Annotated in this window: 7 protein-coding genes (1 of these 7 only partly in view); all 7 read left to right on the top strand. The window is 70.5% G+C overall.

Annotation, left to right across the window (positions count from 1 at the left end; all coding sequences use genetic code 11):
• The first annotated feature begins 94 nt into the window (after positions 1-94).
• Positions 95-856: an ESX secretion-associated protein EspG gene (locus ACIQF0_RS13145; protein ID WP_401028609.1), complete on the top strand. Its 762-nt coding sequence runs from the start codon at positions 95-97 to the stop codon at positions 854-856.
• A 416-nt stretch (positions 857-1,272) separates the two neighbouring features.
• Positions 1,273-1,653: a hypothetical protein gene (locus ACIQF0_RS13140; RefSeq protein WP_360039528.1), complete on the top strand. Its 381-nt coding sequence runs from the start codon at positions 1,273-1,275 to the stop codon at positions 1,651-1,653.
• A 43-nt stretch (positions 1,654-1,696) separates the two neighbouring features.
• A complete protein-coding gene (locus ACIQF0_RS13135) occupies positions 1,697-3,340 on the top strand; it encodes a PPE domain-containing protein (protein ID WP_401028605.1) in 1,644 nt (547 codons plus the stop codon).
• Positions 3,337-4,092: an ESX secretion-associated protein EspG gene (locus ACIQF0_RS13130; protein WP_401028603.1), complete on the top strand. Its 756-nt coding sequence runs from the start codon at positions 3,337-3,339 to the stop codon at positions 4,090-4,092. The genes ACIQF0_RS13135 and ACIQF0_RS13130 overlap by 4 nt, the downstream gene beginning before the upstream one ends.
• Before the next feature lie 41 nt (positions 4,093-4,133).
• Entirely contained in the window at positions 4,134-4,640 is a 507-nt protein-coding gene (locus ACIQF0_RS13125) for a YbaB/EbfC family nucleoid-associated protein (protein WP_401028601.1), read from the top strand.
• A 48-nt stretch (positions 4,641-4,688) separates the two neighbouring features.
• Complete coding sequence (locus tag ACIQF0_RS13120; RefSeq protein ID WP_401028599.1) at positions 4,689-6,386, top strand: hypothetical protein; 1,698 nt, start codon at positions 4,689-4,691, stop codon at positions 6,384-6,386.
• A gap of 188 nt (positions 6,387-6,574) precedes the next feature.
• Positions 6,575-19,507, top strand: partial view of a hypothetical protein gene (locus ACIQF0_RS13115; protein ID WP_401028597.1) — the start only. Its footprint extends 17,160 nt past the window's final position; 12,933 of the gene's 30,093 nt are visible here — the first part of the coding sequence; the start codon lies at positions 6,575-6,577; its stop codon lies off the right edge, out of view.

The raw sequence follows: 19,507 nt of genomic DNA, 5'->3' as shown, positions 1-19,507 counted from the left end.
AACCGGGTACGTATTCGGCCGACGAGGAACGGTTGACGCATTTCTGCCCGATACTGCGCGCAAAGCAGGCAGAGCAGAAAGGTTCCGAGCACTCGTGATCACGCCCGAGTACTTGCTGTCGACCCGCGAGTTCGAGGTGCTGTGGCAGACGCTGCGGCTCGGCAGAATGCCGTACCCGCTCGACGTGCCCAGCGAAGGAGCGACCGAGCAGGACGTCAAAGCATTGCAGGCCAGCACGATCGCCGGACTGAGGCGGCGCGGCATCGCCGACGACCCGCGGCTGGAGGACCTGTTGCGGGTGCTCGGCGACCACGAGGTGTCCGTGGACGCCGTCGCCGGGCTCGACCGGACAGTGCGGGCGCTGGCCGCCGCCGGCGGGACGGAGGCCGTGCTGGCCGTCATCGACGGCGACACCGTCGGCCTGTCGGCGATCAGGCCCACCGCCCTCGCCCGCGAGATCGTCAGGGTGCTGCCCAACGGGGTGGCGGGGCCCGGCAGCGCGCTGTCGGTGCGCCTGGAGACGTTGCAGCAGGCCGTCGCGCTGCAGGAGGCCGAGCAGGAGGAGGACTCCGAGGACCCGTGGGGTGCGGCCGACGAGGAGCTCGACGACCGCGAGGCGTTGCTGAAGGCCGGACTGTCCGCGCAGGACGCACGGCAGATGGACGAGCTCGCGCAGAACCGGGTCGCGGGTGGCCAGTTCGGTGTCACGCACGGACGACACCGCGCTGACGTGGTCATCAACTGGTTCGACACCCATCAGGGGCGCTACCTGATGGTGCGTTCCGACGGCTGGCTCAGCCTGTCGCCCACCGACAACGACAAGATCGCCACGCGGATCGACGCGGTACTGGCCTGAGAGTGGTGCGTTCCAGCGCACAAGAATGATCCAAATCGGGCATCGCGGGCGTACTCTCCGGAGTGCGCCCGCGTTGTCGTCTCCGTCGACCGATTCAGCCGATCCGGTGAACGACGAACCAGGCTGTGACGGACCTCAAGAAAGCCCTAAATTCCAGAGAATGCCCTATGTGATTTGAGTCACAGTCGACCCAGGTCAAGGGCCGTTCCAGGGATGTGAACAGAGATCGGGAGCCCGAACGGGCAGCCCCCCGAGAGCGCTCCCACAACCAGGGCAAACGATCACGCTGTTACACGACGTTCACCAGTTCGTGGCCCGATTCGGTCAGTGACAACGCATTGTGAACGCCGATCTCAATTGGTAACTCGCGCGCGGCAAAGTGAGCGATGCGCGAAAAGACCCCCGATACTGCCCGCATGTACATCGTCGGTGACAACAAGGCTGTCCCGCTCGGCGACACCGTCAGCACGGGCCAGGTGCAGATCGACCCGGAGGCGGGCGAGGAACTCCGCAAGCAGTTCCAGACCCAGATCGACCAGGTCGACTCCTGGATCGAACGCGCCAACTCGAGCATCGCCCGCCCGGCGCCGCTTGGCGCGAACCCCGTCGGCGACAAGATGCGCGACAAGTTCACGCATCGCGCCGAGGGTGAGCAGTACTCGTTCGTCAGCGTCATGACCGCGTACCGCACGGTTCTGGAGCAGACGAAGAACTCCATCGTCGAAGCGATCGGGAACTTCACGAAGCTCGACGAGGAACAGCAGGCCGAACTGAAGAAGCACATGGGTAACAGCTGATCTTGTGGCCAGCTGATCCAACGGAGTGAGAGGCGAGCCGGTCATGCCCCCCGAGACCGACCCGAGCGAGATCGAGAACGTCCCGGTCCTCACGGACCCGCAGAACTGGGCGTCCCGATCGCACCAAGAGCTGTATGCCGCGGTGCACAACAACAACGACCCCGGTCAAGCCGGCCAGATCAGCTCCGACTGGAGCAAGTACGGCAACGAGCTGACCGAGGCGTCCCGGACCATCAACTCGGTCATCACCGCGTCGGAGTCGAAGTGGACGGGTGGAGCCGCCGAGGCCGCCCGTGCCGCGATGAAGAAGCTCGGGGACTGGGTCGACGAGACCGCGAAGACGGCCGTCGACGTCGGCACCAAGGTCGCCGACCAGGGCCGGGTCATGGAGAACGCCAGGGCGCAGATGCCCCCGCCGGTCCAGTTCGACTGGAACAAGGCCGCGGCCGCGCTCGCCCAGCCCGGTACGCCCGCCTTCGTGCTGGCCTCCGCCGACATCGCGCTCGCCAACGCCGCGTCGCGCGCGGCGCACGACCAGGCGGTCACCGTGATGACCGACATGGAGAACAACTCCCGCCAGATCGACTCGACGACGCCCGCGTTCAAGCCGCCGTTCAACCCGAACACCGGCATGGTCGAGGAGCCGGTGATGGCGGTTCCGCGCTCCGGCGCGGCCACCCTCCCCAACGGCGTGGACGGCCTCATGTCCACCCAGGCGGCGAGCGCCGGAGCGGCGACGGCGGCCCCTCCGACGACGAACGGCCAGCAGTCGGGTTCCGGCGCGGGCGCTGGAGCCGGCGGCGGCGCGGGCGGCGGCAGTGGCGTGAACCAGCCCGCCGCGGCGGCCTACAACCCGAGCGCCCCCGGCTACACCGGAGCAGGAGCCGGTGGCGGTGCGGGCGGTGGCGCCGGTGGCGGCAGCAGCTACACGCCGCAGATGGGCAACACGAACACCAACACCGCAGCGGCCTACACGCCGACCGCGCCTGGTTACAGCCCCGGCAACACGGGCAGCACGTACACCAGCAGCAGCGGCGGGGGTGGCGGTGGCGGCGGTAGCAGCTACACGCCGACCGCGCCCGGCTACACGCCTCAGATGGGCACCGGTGGCAAGTCGAACACCGGCCAGAACCAGAACATCCCGAAGGTCCCGGTCGTCGGCAAGGACCTGTCGAACCCGAACTACGTCCCGCAGAACCCCAAGGGTCCCGCGGCCTACAACCCCTCGGCGCCCGGTTACACCGGTCCCGGTGGTGCGGGCGGCGGTGCCGGTGGTGGCGGCGGCGGTGGCGCCGGTGGCGGCGGCATGAAGGGCGGAATGCCGTACTCCCCCCAGATGGGTGCCGGAGGCGGCGGCGGTGCGTTCGGCGGTGGCGCCGGCGGTGCCGCGGGCTCCGGTGCGGGTGCGATGCAGCCCGGTGGCGCGGCCGGTGTCCAGGGCCAGGCCGGACGTGGCGGCATGCCGATGGGCATGGGCCCCGGTGGCGCTTCCGCGGCCGGTGCCGGCATGGGTGGCGCGCCGATGGGTGGCGCTCCCGGTGGCGGCAAGGGCGAGGACGACAAGGAACACCGTTCCGCCAGCTACATCATGGGCGGCGACCTGTTCGAGGTCCCCGGTGAGAACCTGCCCCCGTCGGTGATCGGTGCCGCGAAGGTCAAGAAGCAGAAGGGGACCGAGTCGCAGTGATCACGCCCGAGTTCCTGCTCTCGCCGCGCGAGTTCGACGTGTTGTGGCACGCCCTGCAGCTCGGCAGAGTGCCGTACCCGCTGGACGTGCCGAACGAGGGCGAAACCGAGCAGGAACGCCGCGTGCTCGTCACGAAGACGATGGACGAGCTGCGGTCCCGCGGGCTCGTGGACAACCAGCGTCTCGAGGACTTCCTGCGGCTGCTCGACGACCACGAGGTGTCCGTGGACGCTGTCGCCGGTCTTGACCGCACCGTGCGCGCGCTGGCCGTTTCCAACGGCCGGCGCGCCGCGCTGGCGATCATCGACGACGACCGGGTCGGACTGCTCGAGATCCGGGAGACGGGGATCGCCCGCGAGATCGTGAAGGTGCTGCCCGACGCCGTGCCCGGTCCTGGCACGGCGGTGAACGTCCGGGTCCAGTCCCTTCAGGACGCGGTCGCGCTGCAGGAGGCCCAGGAGGTGGACCCCTCCGACGACCTGTTCGGCGACGGCGGGGTGGACGACCAGGAGGCGCTGCAGCAGGCCGGTCTGTCCCCCCAGGACGCGAAGCAGTTCGACGAGCTCGCCTCGAACCGCGTCGCGGGAGGCCAGTTCGGTGTCACCCACGGCCGGCAGCGGTCGGGTGTCGTCATCAACTGGTTCGACACCCACCAGGGCCGTTATCTGATGGTCAACTCGGACGGCTGGATGAGCGTCTCGCCGACCGACAACGACCGCATCGCCACCCGAATCGACGCTGTGCTCGCGTGAATTAGCGCGTCTCAGTTGAACCGCCGCCGCCGGAGGACCGTGTGAATCCCGCGAACCCCTATCAGTGGGTCGAAGAGTACGAGGCCAAGCTGGCCGACCTGAAGAAGAAGTCGGAGGACCTTTCGGAGAACGTCGCCGCGGCCTCCGCCACCGTGACGTCGAAGGACGGCGCGGTGACCGTGACGGTGGGTCCCAACGGCGGCCTGCAGAACCTGCAGCTCGGGCACCGCGCGGTCGAGCTGGGCGGGCCCCGGCTCACCGCGCTGATCCTGGAGACCGCGCGCAAGGCCCAGAAGCAGGCGGCGACGCAGGTCCTCGAGCTCTTCAAGCCGCTCGGCGAAGGCACCGAGGCCTACCAGATGGCGTCGGACGCGATCCCGGACGACGAGTTCGACGAGGAAGTCGACCAGTACGACGAGGTCGACGACGAGCCGGAACCCGCTCCGGCTCCTCCGGCGAGCAAGCCGGCGGCGACCCCGCAGCCTGCGCCCGTCCGCGGCCGGCGCCGTGCGGACGACGACGATGACGACGACGACAACCCCTGGTAAGGAACAGCGATGACCGCGCCTGAAACTCCACTCCCGTCTCCTCCCGGGATGAAGATCACCGAGGAGAACAAGCTCAAGGGCTCGCTGTTCATCGAGGCCTACGGCAGCCTGATCGACGGCATCAGCAAGGACGCGGAGTCCGAGACCGAGAAGGCTCTCGACATCACGTTCAACGCCATCGGCGCGGCCTCGGCCACGGTGATGCTCGCGATCGACCCGCTCGGCAGCATCATCGGCGCCGGCGTCGGCTGGCTGATCGAGCACGTCTCGTTCCTGCGGGACGCCCTGAACCAGCTGATGGGCAACCCGGAGGAGATCCAGGCCAACGTCGAGGCCAACAAGGCGCGCGCGGCCGAGCTGCGGGTGCTGGCCGAGGACCACAAGAGCGGTCTCGCGACGTTCGACGGCTGGACGGGTCAGTCGTCCGAGCGCTTCCAGGCGTCGATGGACAACATGAGCCACGAGCTCGACGACCTGGCGAACGCCGTCGAGTCCAAGGCCAAGATCGTCGCGATCATGGGCATGCTCGTCACGGTGCTGCGGGACATCGTCCGCGACCTGATCGCCCAGCTGATCGGTTCGCTGATCGGTGGCGCGCTCATCGCCGTCGCCATGATGATCCCGACCTTCGGCGCGTCGATTCCGATCTTCGGTGGCTTCGCGGTCGGCAAGGCCGTCGCGCTGGGCGTGAACATCGCGTCCCGCGTCGCCCGCGTCGTCGCGGCCCTCGGCCGTCAGATGAAGCGCATCGGCGACCTCGACGACATCATGAAGAAGGTCAGCAAGGGCTGGGAGCGGTTCGAGAACTCCGCCGACGTCGCCGAGATCACCTACGAGGGCTACAAGGCCCAGAAGGGTGTCGACGACAAGATCGACGAGGCCATGGAGGGCAGGGGCAACACCCCGCCCGGTGCCTCCGGCGGCAAGACGGCGGCGGACACGACCGGCACCGCGAGCGCGACGCTGGCGAACGCCCGCATCGGCACGGTCCAGCCGGAAGGCACCGCCACGCTCGCCAACGCCCGCATCGGCACCGTCCAGCAGGACGGGTACGCGCAGGCGACGCTGCCGAACGCCCCGCTCAGGGCGACGGTGTCCGAGCCCATGCAGGCCACCAAGCGACTGGCCTCGGAGCCGCTGCAGCCGATGCAGGCCGTCCGTGCGAGGGACGCGGTCGTCGAGCCGACGCAGGCCCGTATGGCGGTGCACGCCACCGAGCCGTTGCAGGCCCGTACGGCGATGCACGCGGCCGAGCCGATGCACACGTTGCAGCGCACGCAGATGGACGCCGTGCAGCCGCTTCAGCCGATGCAGCGGGCCGAGGCGGTTCAGGCCCCGATGGCGTTCTCCCGCGTGGAGGCGGCCGAGGCTCCGGTGGCGTTCTCCCGTGCGTCGGCGCAGGACTCCACGATGGTGTCCGGCGTCAGCATGACCGGGGGCGCCCCGATGCACGAGTCCGTCCAGCCGATGCAGGCGCGTGAGGTGTACACCAGCCCGGACACGCCGTCCGAGCCGTTGCAGGCCCAGTCGGGTTACGAGCCGCTCGCGCGCACGCAGATGTCGTACGCGTACGACGCTCTCGAGCCGTCGCGCGTCGACGCGCAGCCCGTTTACGAGAGCGTCAACCCGCTCATGGCGAGTGAGCCGCTTCAGCCGACCGTCGGCTACGAAGCGGCCGGCGGTGCCGCGGCCCAGCCGCTGCGTCCGACCATCGCGCACGAGCGGTCCGTCCGGCCGACAGAGTAAGTCCAGCCAACAGCCGGGATCCCCGCGATCCCGCCTTGTTCTGACGCAGCACTGGAGAATCGCCGCTCATGGCCAAGGGGAACGTCAATCCCAACCCAGCGCCGAACCCGGGAGCCAACCCTCCCCCCTCGGCACCGCCCACCAGCGGAACGGGCGGAGGCGGCCCCACCGGCAACTCCGGTTTCTCCATGAACGACTCCTCGATGCAGGGGTTGCAGAGCAAGGCGGGTGACCTGGGGTCCCGGCTGACGAGCATCTCGTCCGGCCTGCGGGGCCTGAACTTCAGCGGCAACGCGCTCGGGCCCATCGGCCTGTTCGCGGTGCCGGCGCTCAACGCGTCCAACGACAACGCCGTCTCGCAGGCCGACAAGGGCGCCAAGGCGTTCACCGAGGTCCAGACGAACCTGAAGGCGACGCAGCAGACCGCCGTGCAGGTCGACCAGACCAACCAGACCAACATCAAGTCGATCGACTCGACCACCGGCGCGAAGAACGTGCCCGGCGCCGGCACCAACACGCCGGGCAACAAGACTCCTGGCGGCCCCAACGTCACCGGCCCGCAGGCGATCAACGGCGGCGGCGGCGCGACCGGCGGTGGCAAGGGAACCGCCGGCGGCCCCAACGTCACCGGCCCACAGGCGATCAAGGGCGGCGGCGCGGGCGCGACGCCCGGCGGCGGCAAGGGACCCACGGGTGGTGCCGCGGCAGGCCCGGCCCCGAACATCAAGGGCGGCGCGGGCGCGACTCCTGGCGGCGGTGCCAAGGCTCCCGCCGCGTTCACCCCGACGGCACCCGGCTACACCCCGCCCGGTGGCGGCGGCGCCAAGGGCGGCGCGGCCGGCGTGAACCCCGCCGGTGGTGCCGCGGCGGGCGCGGCTCCGAACATCAAGGGCGGCGCCGGCGCGACGCCCGGTGGCGGCGCCAAGGCTCCCGCCGCCTTCACCCCGACCGCACCCGGCTACACCCCGCCCGGCGGCGGCGCCAAGGGCGGCACGTCCGGCGGCGGGAAGGCCACCGGTGGTGCCGCGGCAGGCGCGGCTCCGAACATCAAGGGCGGCGCCGGTGCCACGCCTGGCGGCGGCGCCAAGGCTCCCGCTGCCTTCACCCCGACCGCACCCGGCTACACCCCGCCCGGCGGCACCAACACCGCCGGTGGCAAGGGCGGCGCGGCCGGCGGCGTCAAGAGCCCCGCGGCGTTCACGCCGACCGCGCCCGGCTACACCCCGCCTGGCGGTGCGACCGCCGCTGGAGGCAAGGGCGGAGGCGCGACGCCTGGTGGCGGCGCCAAGGGTCCCGCGGCCTACACGCCGACGGCTCCCGGTTCGACGCCTCCCGGAGGCAAGGGCACGGGCGCGACTCCCGGTAGCGGTGCGACGCCCGGTGGCGGCGCCAAGGGCGGGGGCGCGACTCCCGGTGGTGGTGCGACGCCTGGCGGCGGTGCCAAGAGCCCCGCGGCCTACACGCCGACGGCACCCGGTTACAACGGCCCCAACACTCCCGGCGGCGCGGCCGGCACCAAGCCCGCCACGTCCGCTCCCGGCCCGCAGGGCGCCGTGACGTCGCCTTCGCGCGGCGGTGCGACGTCTGCCGGGGCACCCCCGATGGCCCCGCCGATGGGCGGCGCGAACCCCGGTGGTGCGGCCGGCGGTGAGCGTGGCGGCAGCAAGTACACCCCCGCCGGCGGCAGTGCGAAGGGCGTGTTCGACGCGCCCAAGCCGCCCTCACCCGACAGCACCATCACCAAGGCCCCGCCGTCTTCCTCGCCCTCGACTCCGCCCCCGGCCCCGAAGCCGGGCGTCGGCGGCACCCCGTCGCCCACGGGTGGCGCGACGCCGCCCGCCGGTGGCGCCAAGGGCCCCGCTCCCTTCACGCCGACAGCACCCGGCTACAACGCCCCCGGCAACCCCGGCAGCGCCGGTGGCGCGACGCCGTCGACCGGTGGCGCGACTCCCGGTTCCTCGGCTCCTGGCTCCTCGGCTGCCGGCGGCGGTGCCAAGGCCCCCGCTCCCTTCACGCCGACGGCGCCGGGCTACAACGGCCCCGGCAACCCCGGCGGCCCGACGGCGCCCGGTTCGCAGAGCGCCGTCGCCACCCCGCCGCAGAGCGCCGGCCCTCGTGCCGGCGGAGCTCCCGGCGCGACGCCGTCCGCCGCGGCTGCTCCTCCCATGGCACCGCCGATGGCACCTGGCGGCGCGAACCCCGGTGCGACCGGTGGCGAACGCGGCGGCAGCAAGTTCACCCCCGCCGGCGGCGGCGCGAAGGGCGTGTTCGACGCGCCCAAGCCGCCCTCGCCCGACAGCACCATCACCAAGGCTCCGCCGCAGTCGTCGCCGTCCACGCCGCCGCCGGCCCCGAAGCCGACGCCGCTGTCCCCGCCCGCGGCCACCGCGCCTTCGACGACCTCGCCGAACACGGCACCGCCGGCACAGAACCGTCCTGGCACGCCACCGGTCTCTTCACCGGCGCCCGCGCCGAACACGAACGTCGCGCCGCCCGCGCAGAACCGGCCCGGCACGCCGCCGGTGTCGACGCCGCCTCCCGCGGCGAACGTGCCGCCGCCCGCCGCCCAGTCGCGGCCGGCTCCGGCCGCGCCACCGGTGTCCTCGCCCGCGCCGAACACCAACGCGCCCAGCACCAACGCGCCGTCGCCCGCACCGAACACCAACGCGCCGAACACGAACGTGCCGTCGCCGCGCCAGGACACGACGCCGTCGGCTCAGCCGCCGCGCGCCGACACGCCGCCGGCGCAGACGCGTCCGGCGCCGCCCGCGAACGTGCCGCCGGTCAACACCCCGTCGCCCACGCCGAACGTCAACACGCCGGCACCCAACCCGGCGACCAACACCCCACCGGCCAACGCGCCTTCGCCGAACCCGGCGACCAACGCGCCGTCGACCAACGTGCCGCCGGCGAACACGCCGTCTCCCCGTTCGGAGACGACGCCGTCCGCGCAGCCGCCGCGTGCCGACGCACCGCCCGTGCAGACGCGCCCGGCACCGCCCGCGAACGTGCCGCCGGTCAACACCCCGCCGGTCAACACCCCGCCGGTCAACACGCCGCCGGTCAACACGCCGAACACCAACACACCTCCGGTCAACACGCCGCCGCCGGCGAACACGCCTCCGGTCAACACTCCGCCGGCGAACACGCCCGCGCCGGCTCCGCGGCCCGAGACCAACGTTCCCCCGGCGAACACCTCGCCGAACCCGAACCCGGCACCCAGGCCCGAGACCAACACCCCGCCGGCCAACACGCCGAACCCGGCGCCGAACACCAACACTCCCCCGGCCTCCACGCCGTCTCCGCGGCCCGAGACGAACGTCCCGCCGGCGAACACGCCGTCGCCCACCCCGGCGACGAACGTGCCGCCCGCGAACACCCCGTCTCCCGCACCGGCCACGAACGTGCCGCCCGCGAACACCCCGTCGCCCAGCCCCGCGACGAACGTGCCGCCCGCGAACACGCCGTCGCCGAGGCCGGACACCGCCGTTCCCGCGGCGAACACGCCGAAGCCCGAGACCAACGCTCCCCCTGCCGGGTCCAAGCCCACCCCGGACACGAACACGCCCAACCCCGGCGACCCGAGCGTTCAGACGCGGCCGGCTCCCCCGCCGCCCACCGGCGCGGCGCCGAACCCGAACACCACGGCGAACCCGAACACGACGGCCAACCCCATGCCCGGCCTGGTCGTGCTGCCGCCCGCGGCCGCCGGACCGAACCCCGGCCCCAACACGAACCCCGGCCCCAACACGGACGCGAGCCGCGGTTCCGACTCCGACTCGTCCACCGACGCACAGCAGGAGGCCACGACCTCCGATGCGGCTCCGACGGTGAACGAGCTGCTGGCGGACGTCGACAATGTCGTCGTCGCGGTGGACAACGCGGCGGGGCTCGGCCACCAGGCCGCCGCGACGACGCTGGTGAAGGCGCTGCGCGACGGCGGCTATCAGGACAAGATCACCTTTGTCACTGATCCGGAGTCCGCGAAGAAGATGGAACTCCTGATCACGCCGGCCCTGCAGCCGGTCGAGGTCACCAGTTCGCCGAACCATCCCGACGACAGCAACACGTTGCTGCTGTCGGCAGGCGACGACTCACTCAGCGTGCACGACCCAGTCGGCGCCACCAACTACCTCAACAAGAACAACGTGAACGAAGCTCTCATCCTCAAGCCTTACGCCTGGGATGGCAGCAAGCGGCTCCTCATCAAGCGCGACTCCCCCAACGGTGACGTCCAGATCATCGATCTGGACGCGCACATCAGCCCTGACGCCAGGTACGTCTACGACGTCCCGAAGATCACCAATTCGCCGGAACTGGCCAAGCTCATCGACCAGGAGATGCCCTCCAACCCCGCGAAGGCGGACGGCATCAAGAAGGTCGCCGACGCGGTGCTCAGCGACAAGGCCGACATGATGCCGGTCTACGGCCTCGGGGCCGTCGACCTCGCGAACCGTCCCGGCGTGTCCAACCACCTCGCGACGGCTCTGCACTCGCTGGACCAGAAGCCCGCGATCATGATGGAGATCACTCCGTCGGCGGTGTGGTTCGTACCGGAGCTCAAGGCCGACTGGCTCAAGCGCGCGGACATCACCTCGCCCGACCTGGATCAGCAGATCAACGACCTGAAGCAGGGCGACGTCCTGGTGGTGAACACCGGGTCCATGCCCCAGGCGGTGTTCCAGCAGGTCTTCCAGCTCGGCACCCTGCCCGCGATCAACGAGGGCGCGAACTCCACGAACCTCGCGCACCTCGTCGAACGGCCGAACATCTCCGTTCTCACCAACAAGACCCCTTATCCGAACGTCCCCGGCAGCGACGCCGCCACGTCGAACCTGAACAACGTGAGCGACGGTCTGCGAGCGGACACCGCGTGGCTTGAAGCTGCCAAGACCAACCCGGATGTGAAGCAGGCGATCAACCTGACCTCCGCCGTCGAGACCTTCTCGGCGCTCCGGGACTACGTGGAGTCGCCGAACCGCGACCCCGACGAGGCAGCCAGCACCGTGTCCCAGGTCGCCAGCATGCTCGCGCCCGCGGTCCCAGGTAAGGGCGCGGACGTCGCGAACATCCTTTCCGGACTCCCCGACGACGCGGTCAAGGAGATCAGCAGCGTCATCGACGGCAAGCCGCTGTCGACGAAGTTCCTCGACGACTCCAACACGGTCGACCTCACCAAGGACCAGCTCGACCAGATCATCGGTCTGCTCGAGTCGCAGAAGCCGGACCTCCAGCAAAAGCTGTCCGACAACGCCCCGAGCAACACGCCGGGCGATCCGATCGATCCCGACGTTCCGGGCTCGGCTCGAAACGACGTCGCCCAGATCGCTGACCTGCTGAAGAACCTCTCGCAGAAGGACAGTCCCGAAAGTCAGTACTTCTCCCAGGTCTTCGAGGACGCTCGCGCACCGCAGAACAACCAGGTCATCCAGGCTCTGACCCTGCGGCTGGACCCGCCACAGCCGGCTCCCCCGGCACAGGCGACGCCGTCCACCGAGGTGCCGAGCCAGTCGACGACGGTGGACTCGACGCCACCGGCCGAGTCGGCCCCTGCTCCGACGGCTCCGCCCGCCGTCACGACCCCCGAGACCAGCACCAGCACCGACACCAACGCCGACAGCGACACCGAGTCCGACGGTCCCGACATCAGCGGCGGCCTCTTCGACAGCGACACGGAGTCCGACGGACCCGACATCAGCGGCGGACTCTTCGACTCCGACACCGACACCGACACCGACTCGCCGAACATCCCGGCCGACACCAACGCCGACAGCGATGCCGAGTCCGACGGACCCGACATCAGCGGCGGACTCTTCGACTCCGACACCGACACCGACACCGACTCGCCGAACATCCCGGCCGACACCAACACCAACGCCGACACCAACGCCGACAGCGACGTCGAGTCCGACGGACCCGACATGACCGACGCTCTCTTCGACTTCGACACCGACACCAACACGGCCCCACCCGGCAACGCGACCGACAGCGACAGCGACGTCGACGCCTTCGTGGACGCCCAGTCCAACCCCGGCACCCCCAGCGACGTCGACTCCGACACCGACCCCTTCTTCGACGCCCGGTCCAACCCCGACACCGACGCCACCACGGACGGCACCCGTGGCGCGCCCCCGGCGCCCGGCAACACCGACGTCAGGCCGAACACCGACACGAACAAGTCCGCGGACACCGACGCGCCGTCCCCGAACACCCAGCAGACCACCGGCAACGGCCCGGCGCCGACCAGGGACGCCCCGGCGACCCCGCCGCCCGCGCAGAACGCCCCGCCGGCACCTCCCGCTCCCCCGGCCCCGCCCGCTCCTGCCTCGAACCTGAACCCCGACGGCACCCGCAAGGACGTGCCGAAGGTCGGCGCGCCGCCGGCGATGACGCCGCCGACCCCGGAGTCGCACAAGGGCAAGGAAGTCATCACCGACGGGTCGTGGCGCCACGACCCGGCCAAGACCGCGGAGTGGTCGAACCCGAGCAACCCGGCCGACCGCAGCACCTGGGCCGACCGCCGCAACGACACCGACGTGCGGACCGTCAACCAGACCGTGCACGACGTCCGCACGGACAGCACGCCGTCGAACATCAAGTCCTACCAGGGACTCATCAACTACGACCTGCGCCGCATCGAGACCAGCCCCGGCAACTTCGTGCAGGAGTACACCGTCAAGGTGCACATCGATCCTGCGGCGAACATGACGCCGGAGGCGATCGCGCAGGTCAAGGAGAACGCCACCAACGGCGTGAACTCCATGCTGAACCAGGGCCACCGGCTGCCCAGCGGCGACCAGTTCCACCTGAACCTCGAGTTCACGGACAACAAGGCCGACGCCCACACCAGCATCAAGGTCGACCCGAACAACCCCAACCCGGACCAGACGCACTGGGGCGCCGACACCAGCCCCGAGGTCCTGGCGCACGAAACCCTGCACTACCTGGGAATCCCGGACGAGTACAAGGACTCGACACGGGTCTTCCAGCAGCACGACACGAACTCCGGCGTGCACCAGAACGACGGCGGCATGATGGGCGCCGACATCCACCTGGACGACCCCGGCATCCGGCCGCGTCACCTGTGGCTGATCGAGAACACCGCCAACAGCCAGGTCGCGGTGCCCGACACCACGATCAACCCGGCCGGTCCGGCCACGGTGCCGCCGCCCGCGGACTGGACTCCCAAGCCCGCCGCGGACACCGCGCCCGCACCGTCCACACCGGACACCGACAGCACCCCCGGCCCGGACGTGCAGACGCGGCCGATGCCGTCGGACACGCCGAACCTGCCCGGTAGCTGGGACGTCGACTCCGACGTGGACGCCGACGTCCGGCCCAACACCCAGAACCACCTGCCGAACCTGGACAAGGTCGGCCTGGTCGAGTCGGTGCTGCGCAGCGCCGCGTTCCAGAACGCGCCGGTCCCGAACGCGTCACCGGTGGTCGGCACCAGCGACGTCAAGTCCACTGTGGACAACGTCCTCGCCGACGTCCAGCAGAACCCGCAGAACCACAACCACCCCGGCCTGAACCCGCCCGCCCTGTCGAACTGGGTCGCGAGCCAGGTCGACCCCGACACGCTGGCGAAGTTCCACCCCGACCTGGAACCGAACGTGCCCGGCCTCACCGGTGACGCCAAGGTGGACCAGTGGCGGGCGAACGTCGCGAACGACCTCGCGAACGGGACGCCGAAGCGCTGGGACGTCGTCAACGCCGGCCTGAACACCGACGGCATGAAGCCCGGCGACGTCGACATGATCAACCACGTCACGCAGGAGGTGAAGCAGAACGGCGCGCTGCCGTCGTCGCCCGACCTCGTCACCCACGCCCTGCAGACGCCGTCCTGGGCCGACTCGCACGTCGGCTCGCACCTGCCTGACACGATCGCGCAGTCGTTGGGCGTGCAGCTCGTCGTCGACAACAACGGCGTGCAGACCGTTCACGGCCCCGCGGGCGCGCCGCAGGTGCAGGTCTCCTCGCAGAACGGCACGTTCGGCGCTCTCGGCGGCCCGACGCCGCAGGAGGTCCGCGCCGGCATGGAGGCCTGGCTCAGCGGCAAGTCCTCCGCCGAGGTCAACCAGACCGTCGGCGACCTCTACAAGGGGCGCCAGGACAAGGGCCTCTACGACGCGGCGCAGAAGACCCAGCTGATCAAGCGCGCGGCGGCGCACCCCGGCGGTCCGCAGGTCTTCACGAACGACCTGATGCAACGGTCGGCGGACCTGCAGAGCCGGATCGACGACGCGAAGTCCAAGGGCTCCTGGAAGCCCGAGGCGATGCAGAACCCGCAGGAGCAGGCGCAGACGGCCGCGATCAAGGACCAGGTCGCGACCCTCACCGATCTGCTGGACAACACGAACAGCCAGATCGACACCCTGAACGCCGAAGGCCCGAACCTGGGCATGACGCACATCATCGACACCCAGGTCGCGGGCCCGAACGCGGACGGGCTCGCGAGCATCAAGCCCGCCACGCTCACCCAGCTCGACGCCCACCTGACCCAGCAGATCGCGGCGGCGGAGAACGCCGGGTTCGACGCGCAGAGCCTCAAGGACCTGCAGACGCGGGTGCAGAACGAGGCGGACGTCCGCAAGGTGCTCTCCCACGCCTCGACGCGCGGCCTGGACGGGTTGTCCACCCAGCTGGAAGACGCCAAGGTGGCGTTGGAGAACTACCGCAACGGCAAGTCGGCGAACAGTGGCATCAACGCCCTCCTGACCCGCATGTTCGGCGGCGAGGTCGACACCTCGGTCGACTTCGACCAGAAGATCGCCGAAGCCGAGGCCCAGGTGGCGCGGACGGAGCACAACCTGTCGTTCGTCGGCAACCCCGACTACGACAACCGCTTCACCAAGGCCGCGGACATGTACGCGAACATCCAGGCCACGCAGGCCAAGATCGCGCAGATGAACGCGGACATCGAAGCGCGTGCGGAACGCCTGCGCGACCTCGATGCCAGGACCAGGGAGTTCAACGAGCGCCAGTTCGAGCGGGAGCTGGAGCAGCGCCGCCAGGAGATCGCGAACGAGGCCGCCCTCAACGGTCCCGACTCCGACGTGCAATCGGACGTCGACGCGCAGTCGGACGTGCAGTCGGACATCGACGTGCAGTCCGACCTCGACGCGCAGCCGGACGTGGAGTCCGATGTCGACACGCGGCCCGGCAACAGCGGGCTCAACCCGCGGCAGGAGTTCGCCGGGTTCAGGGCCTCGCTCTTCGGCAAGACCCCCGCCGAGCTCGACGCCCTCGCCGTCGAACACCGCAACGACCCGTTCCACCTGCAAGAGATCAACCAGATGTCCCGCAACCTGGAGATCGCGCAGAAGCCCGGTGGCATCCAGCAGCACCTGAGCGACCTCCGGACCGAGATCAACGAGAACCACCGCAAGGCGACCGACCTGAAGCACGTCAGCGACGCGCTTCCGGACATGTTCAAGTCCGAGCTGATGCGCACGGACCAGGCCGAGCGCCAGGCCCAGCAGCAGACGCTCAAGCAGCAGCAGTCGCAGCTCTCCAACGAGCTGATGACGCTGCAGTACGACCACAAGGACGCGCTCACGACGTACGCGCTGAACCTGCCGCCGGACGACCTGAACGCTCCCGGCTGGCAGTCGGTGTCGCCGCAGGACGTCGAGGTCCTCCAGGACCACGTCACGGACCTGATCCGCGACGCACGCGTGGCCGGTCAGCCGACCCCGGAGCTGGACCAGCTCTACGGTCAGCTCCAGGACCTCCAGCTCATCGACTCGGCGGTGCCCTACCGGCCGGAGACGCCTCCGGTCCAGGTGGACGACGCCTCGTCCGTCCACTCGGACAACGACGCGCCGCCCCCACCGGCAGGTGACGTCCGCGACCGCGCGGCCGACGGGAACCAGCAGGCCCAGCCCGCACCGGCGCCCGCACCCCGTGCCGAACCGCGCCCGTTCATGCAGGACCCGGCGGCACGGCCCGCGAACCCGGACGTGGACCTCGTCGTCCCCGGCGGCTTCGGTCCCGTCCAGGAGGGCACGCCGGCGCGGTCGTTCGCGGCGTCGCTGTACGGCCTGGACACCCCGGCGCTGCGTGAGATGCAGCAGAACCCGGCGTACAACAACAACCCGGACCGTGCGGCCGCGATCCAGAACGCGATCGACATCTCCCGCCACGCCGGTCCCCCGCACCTCTACGACCAGCGGACGCAGATCGCCGAGCAGGGCCTCGCGAAGGCCAAGGCCGACAGCACCCGGTGGAACGCCGCCGACATGGTGCCCGACGCCCTCAAGACCCAGTCGATGCTGGACGACCAGGCGGCCCGCCGGGAGCGGGCCGGCCGCGACGTCCAGTGGCAGCAGAACCGGGTCGACCAGTTCACGAACAACCGCGACGCGGCGCTCACCACGTACGCGCTGCAGCAGCCCGCCGACCCGAACTCGTACGGCTGGCGCCAGTTCAGCGACGCCGACATCGTGGCCGTGCAGACCCACCTCGACCAGCAGATCCAGGACGCACAGACGGGCGGCCACAACACCGGCCACCTCGAGGCCCTCCGGGAGTTCACCAACGAGGTCCAGGCAGCGCGCCAGGAGGTGGACGCGGACACGCGCCCCGCTCCGCCCGCGCCCGACACGGACACGCGGTCGGCCCCCGACGCGGACACGAACACCGAGGCCGACGTCGAGACCCGTCCCGCGCCGCCGAAGCCGACGCCGAACCCGGTCATCCCGATGACCACCATGGCGCCGCAGCCGGTCGGCCAGGTGCCGAACACGAACCTGCCGAGCTTCTTCCAGAACAACAAGGCGCTCGGGTCGATCACGCCGACCGAGGTGCGCGGCGCGGACGCCGTCGTGGCCGAGATCCAGGGCCTCAAGGCGGACGACCAGGCGCGCATCAAGAACGCGATCGAGAACGACTTCGAGACGTTCCTCGACGGTGGCCGCAACTTCCAGGTGAAGATCGGCAACGCCTGGTTCGAGGCGAACATCCGCGCCGAGATGCACGCGGACGCCGACACGAACGTCGCGACCGACGCCGACACCAAGGTCGACAAGAACTACCAGGCAGCCACGTCGTCCACGACGACGAACACCATCTCCACGTCCAACGACGTCGGCGCCTCGGCCACGGCCGGTGTCGCGATGGGCCCGTACGGCACGGCGGGCGGCAAGGCCGCGCTCGCGACGCCCGCGGTGTCGCAGTCGAACACCAACAGCACCACCGAGCAGCGTGGGATCAAGGGATCGGACGACGGCTCCAAGAAGGTCACCGTCCCGGTCTCCTACGAGATCACGCTGACCGACGCGTCCGGCAACCCCAAGCAGTTCGCGACCCTGAGCACCGGCCCGGACGTCACGCTGCAGATCCCCGCGGACCTCAGCACGATCACCGACTCCGGCAAGACGTCCGACGTGAAGAAACCGGACGACGCCGCGTGGGGCACGAAGCTCGAGAACGCGGTGCCGGAAGCCGTGGTGGTCAAGGACTCCGGCAAGGCGTTCACCGACGTCGCGGCCGGTCTGCACCCGTCGATCACGAAGGTCGGCTCGCCCGGCCGCGAGGTGCTGCAGAACTTCCTGAGCCCCACCTCGATCCGCAACAACCTGCCGTCGATGCTCGGTGGCTTCGTCACGTCCCCCGACCTGCTGAGCCCGCACGCCAGCAAGGCCGGCGCGGTGCAGATGACCGCGACGTTGAAGGAAGCGAAGCTGGTCGGCACGCACGACACGGCGGCGCTGGACCTGAAGGACACCTCGTCCTGGGGCAGCAGTGTGTCCGCGTCCACCAAGACCGGGTTCGACGCCACCGTCGGAGGCGGCGGCAACATCGGCGTGCCCGGCCAGGTCGGCGGCACGGTCGGCGCGACCGCGACGTACTCCGCGCGCACCGCGGAGGGCGTGAACGCGGGGTCGAGCAGCAGCCACAAGACCGGCATCGGTGTGAAGAACGAGACCGGCATGTACGAGGTCACCGCCGAGGTCGAGGTCCGCACGCCGTCCGGTGAGAGCGTCAAGATGGAGGTCACCACGCACATGCGCATGGGCCTCCACGAGGCCGGTGCGGTGGGGCTGCCCACCCCGGACGGCACCAGGAACTCGATCACCGATCCGGCCACGGCCGACACGAAGTTCCTGCCGCCGTTCGTCGCCGACACGATCGCCGCCGGCAACGCGAAGGTCGGCGAGTTCACGCCGGCCAACAAGGTGCAGGGCCAGGTCGAGGGCGCGCTCAAGGACATCCCCGGCATGGCCAAGTTCCTGCCGCAGTGGAACAACCCGGACGCGAACCCGCGCAGCAGCAAGGGTCAGGGCTTCGCCGACGTCGCCGAGCAGCTCGCGAACCAGCGCAAGATCGCGGCGACGCTCTCGCCCGCCGCGTTGAAGGCCAACATGGACAGCCTGCTCGGTCCGGGCGTCCAGGTGCAGCTGAAGAACTCCGGCAAGACGACGAACACCTACGTGAACGTCACGGTCAAGGCGAAGGTCAGCAACCCGAAGCACCTCGGCCAGGCCGACGCGCGGCCGGTCAGCGACTCGACCACGACCGGTCCGAAGCTCGACGCCAGCACCAGCACCACCAAGGGCTGGACCGGCGGCATCAGCGGCAGGGCCAACATCCCGGTCAAGACCGGGGTCGCGTCGCTCACGCCGATGCCGCAGGCCGGTGTGTCCTACAGCCACTCGTGGACGGACAAGACCGCGGCGGGACCGGCGGTCAGCGCCACGTCGTCGAACCCCGGCAGCCCGGACGCCCAGGTGTTCCAGCAGGACGTCGAGTTCGAGGTCGAGATCACGACCTTCACCCGGCCCCGCACGTGGGTGCGCAGCGTCGTGCCCGGAGCGCCCGGACAGCAGGCGCCCGAGGTGACGACCGTCGCCAAGACCGGCGCCGGCCTCGACAAGATCGACGGCAAGGTCAACCTGTGGGTGTCGGACGGCTCGACGCTCAAGAACGACCCGGGCGACGGCTTCAAGCCCGGTGACCCGAAGCCCACGCAGCTCGAGAACTCCCCGACCGTCAAGGACCTGCTCAACCCGAAGGAAGCGCGGCCGAAGTCGCCGGAGTTCCTCAACGTCGAGGCGGTCGCGAACACGACCGCGTTGCGGGACCAGGCGATCGACGCGCTCAACCGCGCGGCCAAC

This window comes from Lentzea sp. NPDC092896, from assembly GCF_044754905.1.
Classification (GTDB): Bacteria; Actinomycetota; Actinomycetes; order Mycobacteriales; family Pseudonocardiaceae; genus Lentzea.
The sequence above is the reverse complement of the archived record's forward strand: the minus strand, read 5'-3'. Positions and strand labels throughout refer to the sequence as shown.

Excerpts from the sequence above, each read along its gene's own strand:
- ACIQF0_RS13140 (WP_360039528.1), top strand. The coding sequence starts at position 1,273 with ATGTACATCGTCGGTGACAACAAGGCTGTCCCGCTCGGCGACACCGTC.
- ACIQF0_RS13135 (WP_401028605.1), top strand. The coding sequence starts at position 1,697 with ATGCCCCCCGAGACCGACCCGAGCGAGATCGAGAACGTCCCGGTCCTC.
- ACIQF0_RS13120 (WP_401028599.1), top strand. The coding sequence starts at position 4,689 with ATGAAGATCACCGAGGAGAACAAGCTCAAGGGCTCGCTGTTCATCGAG.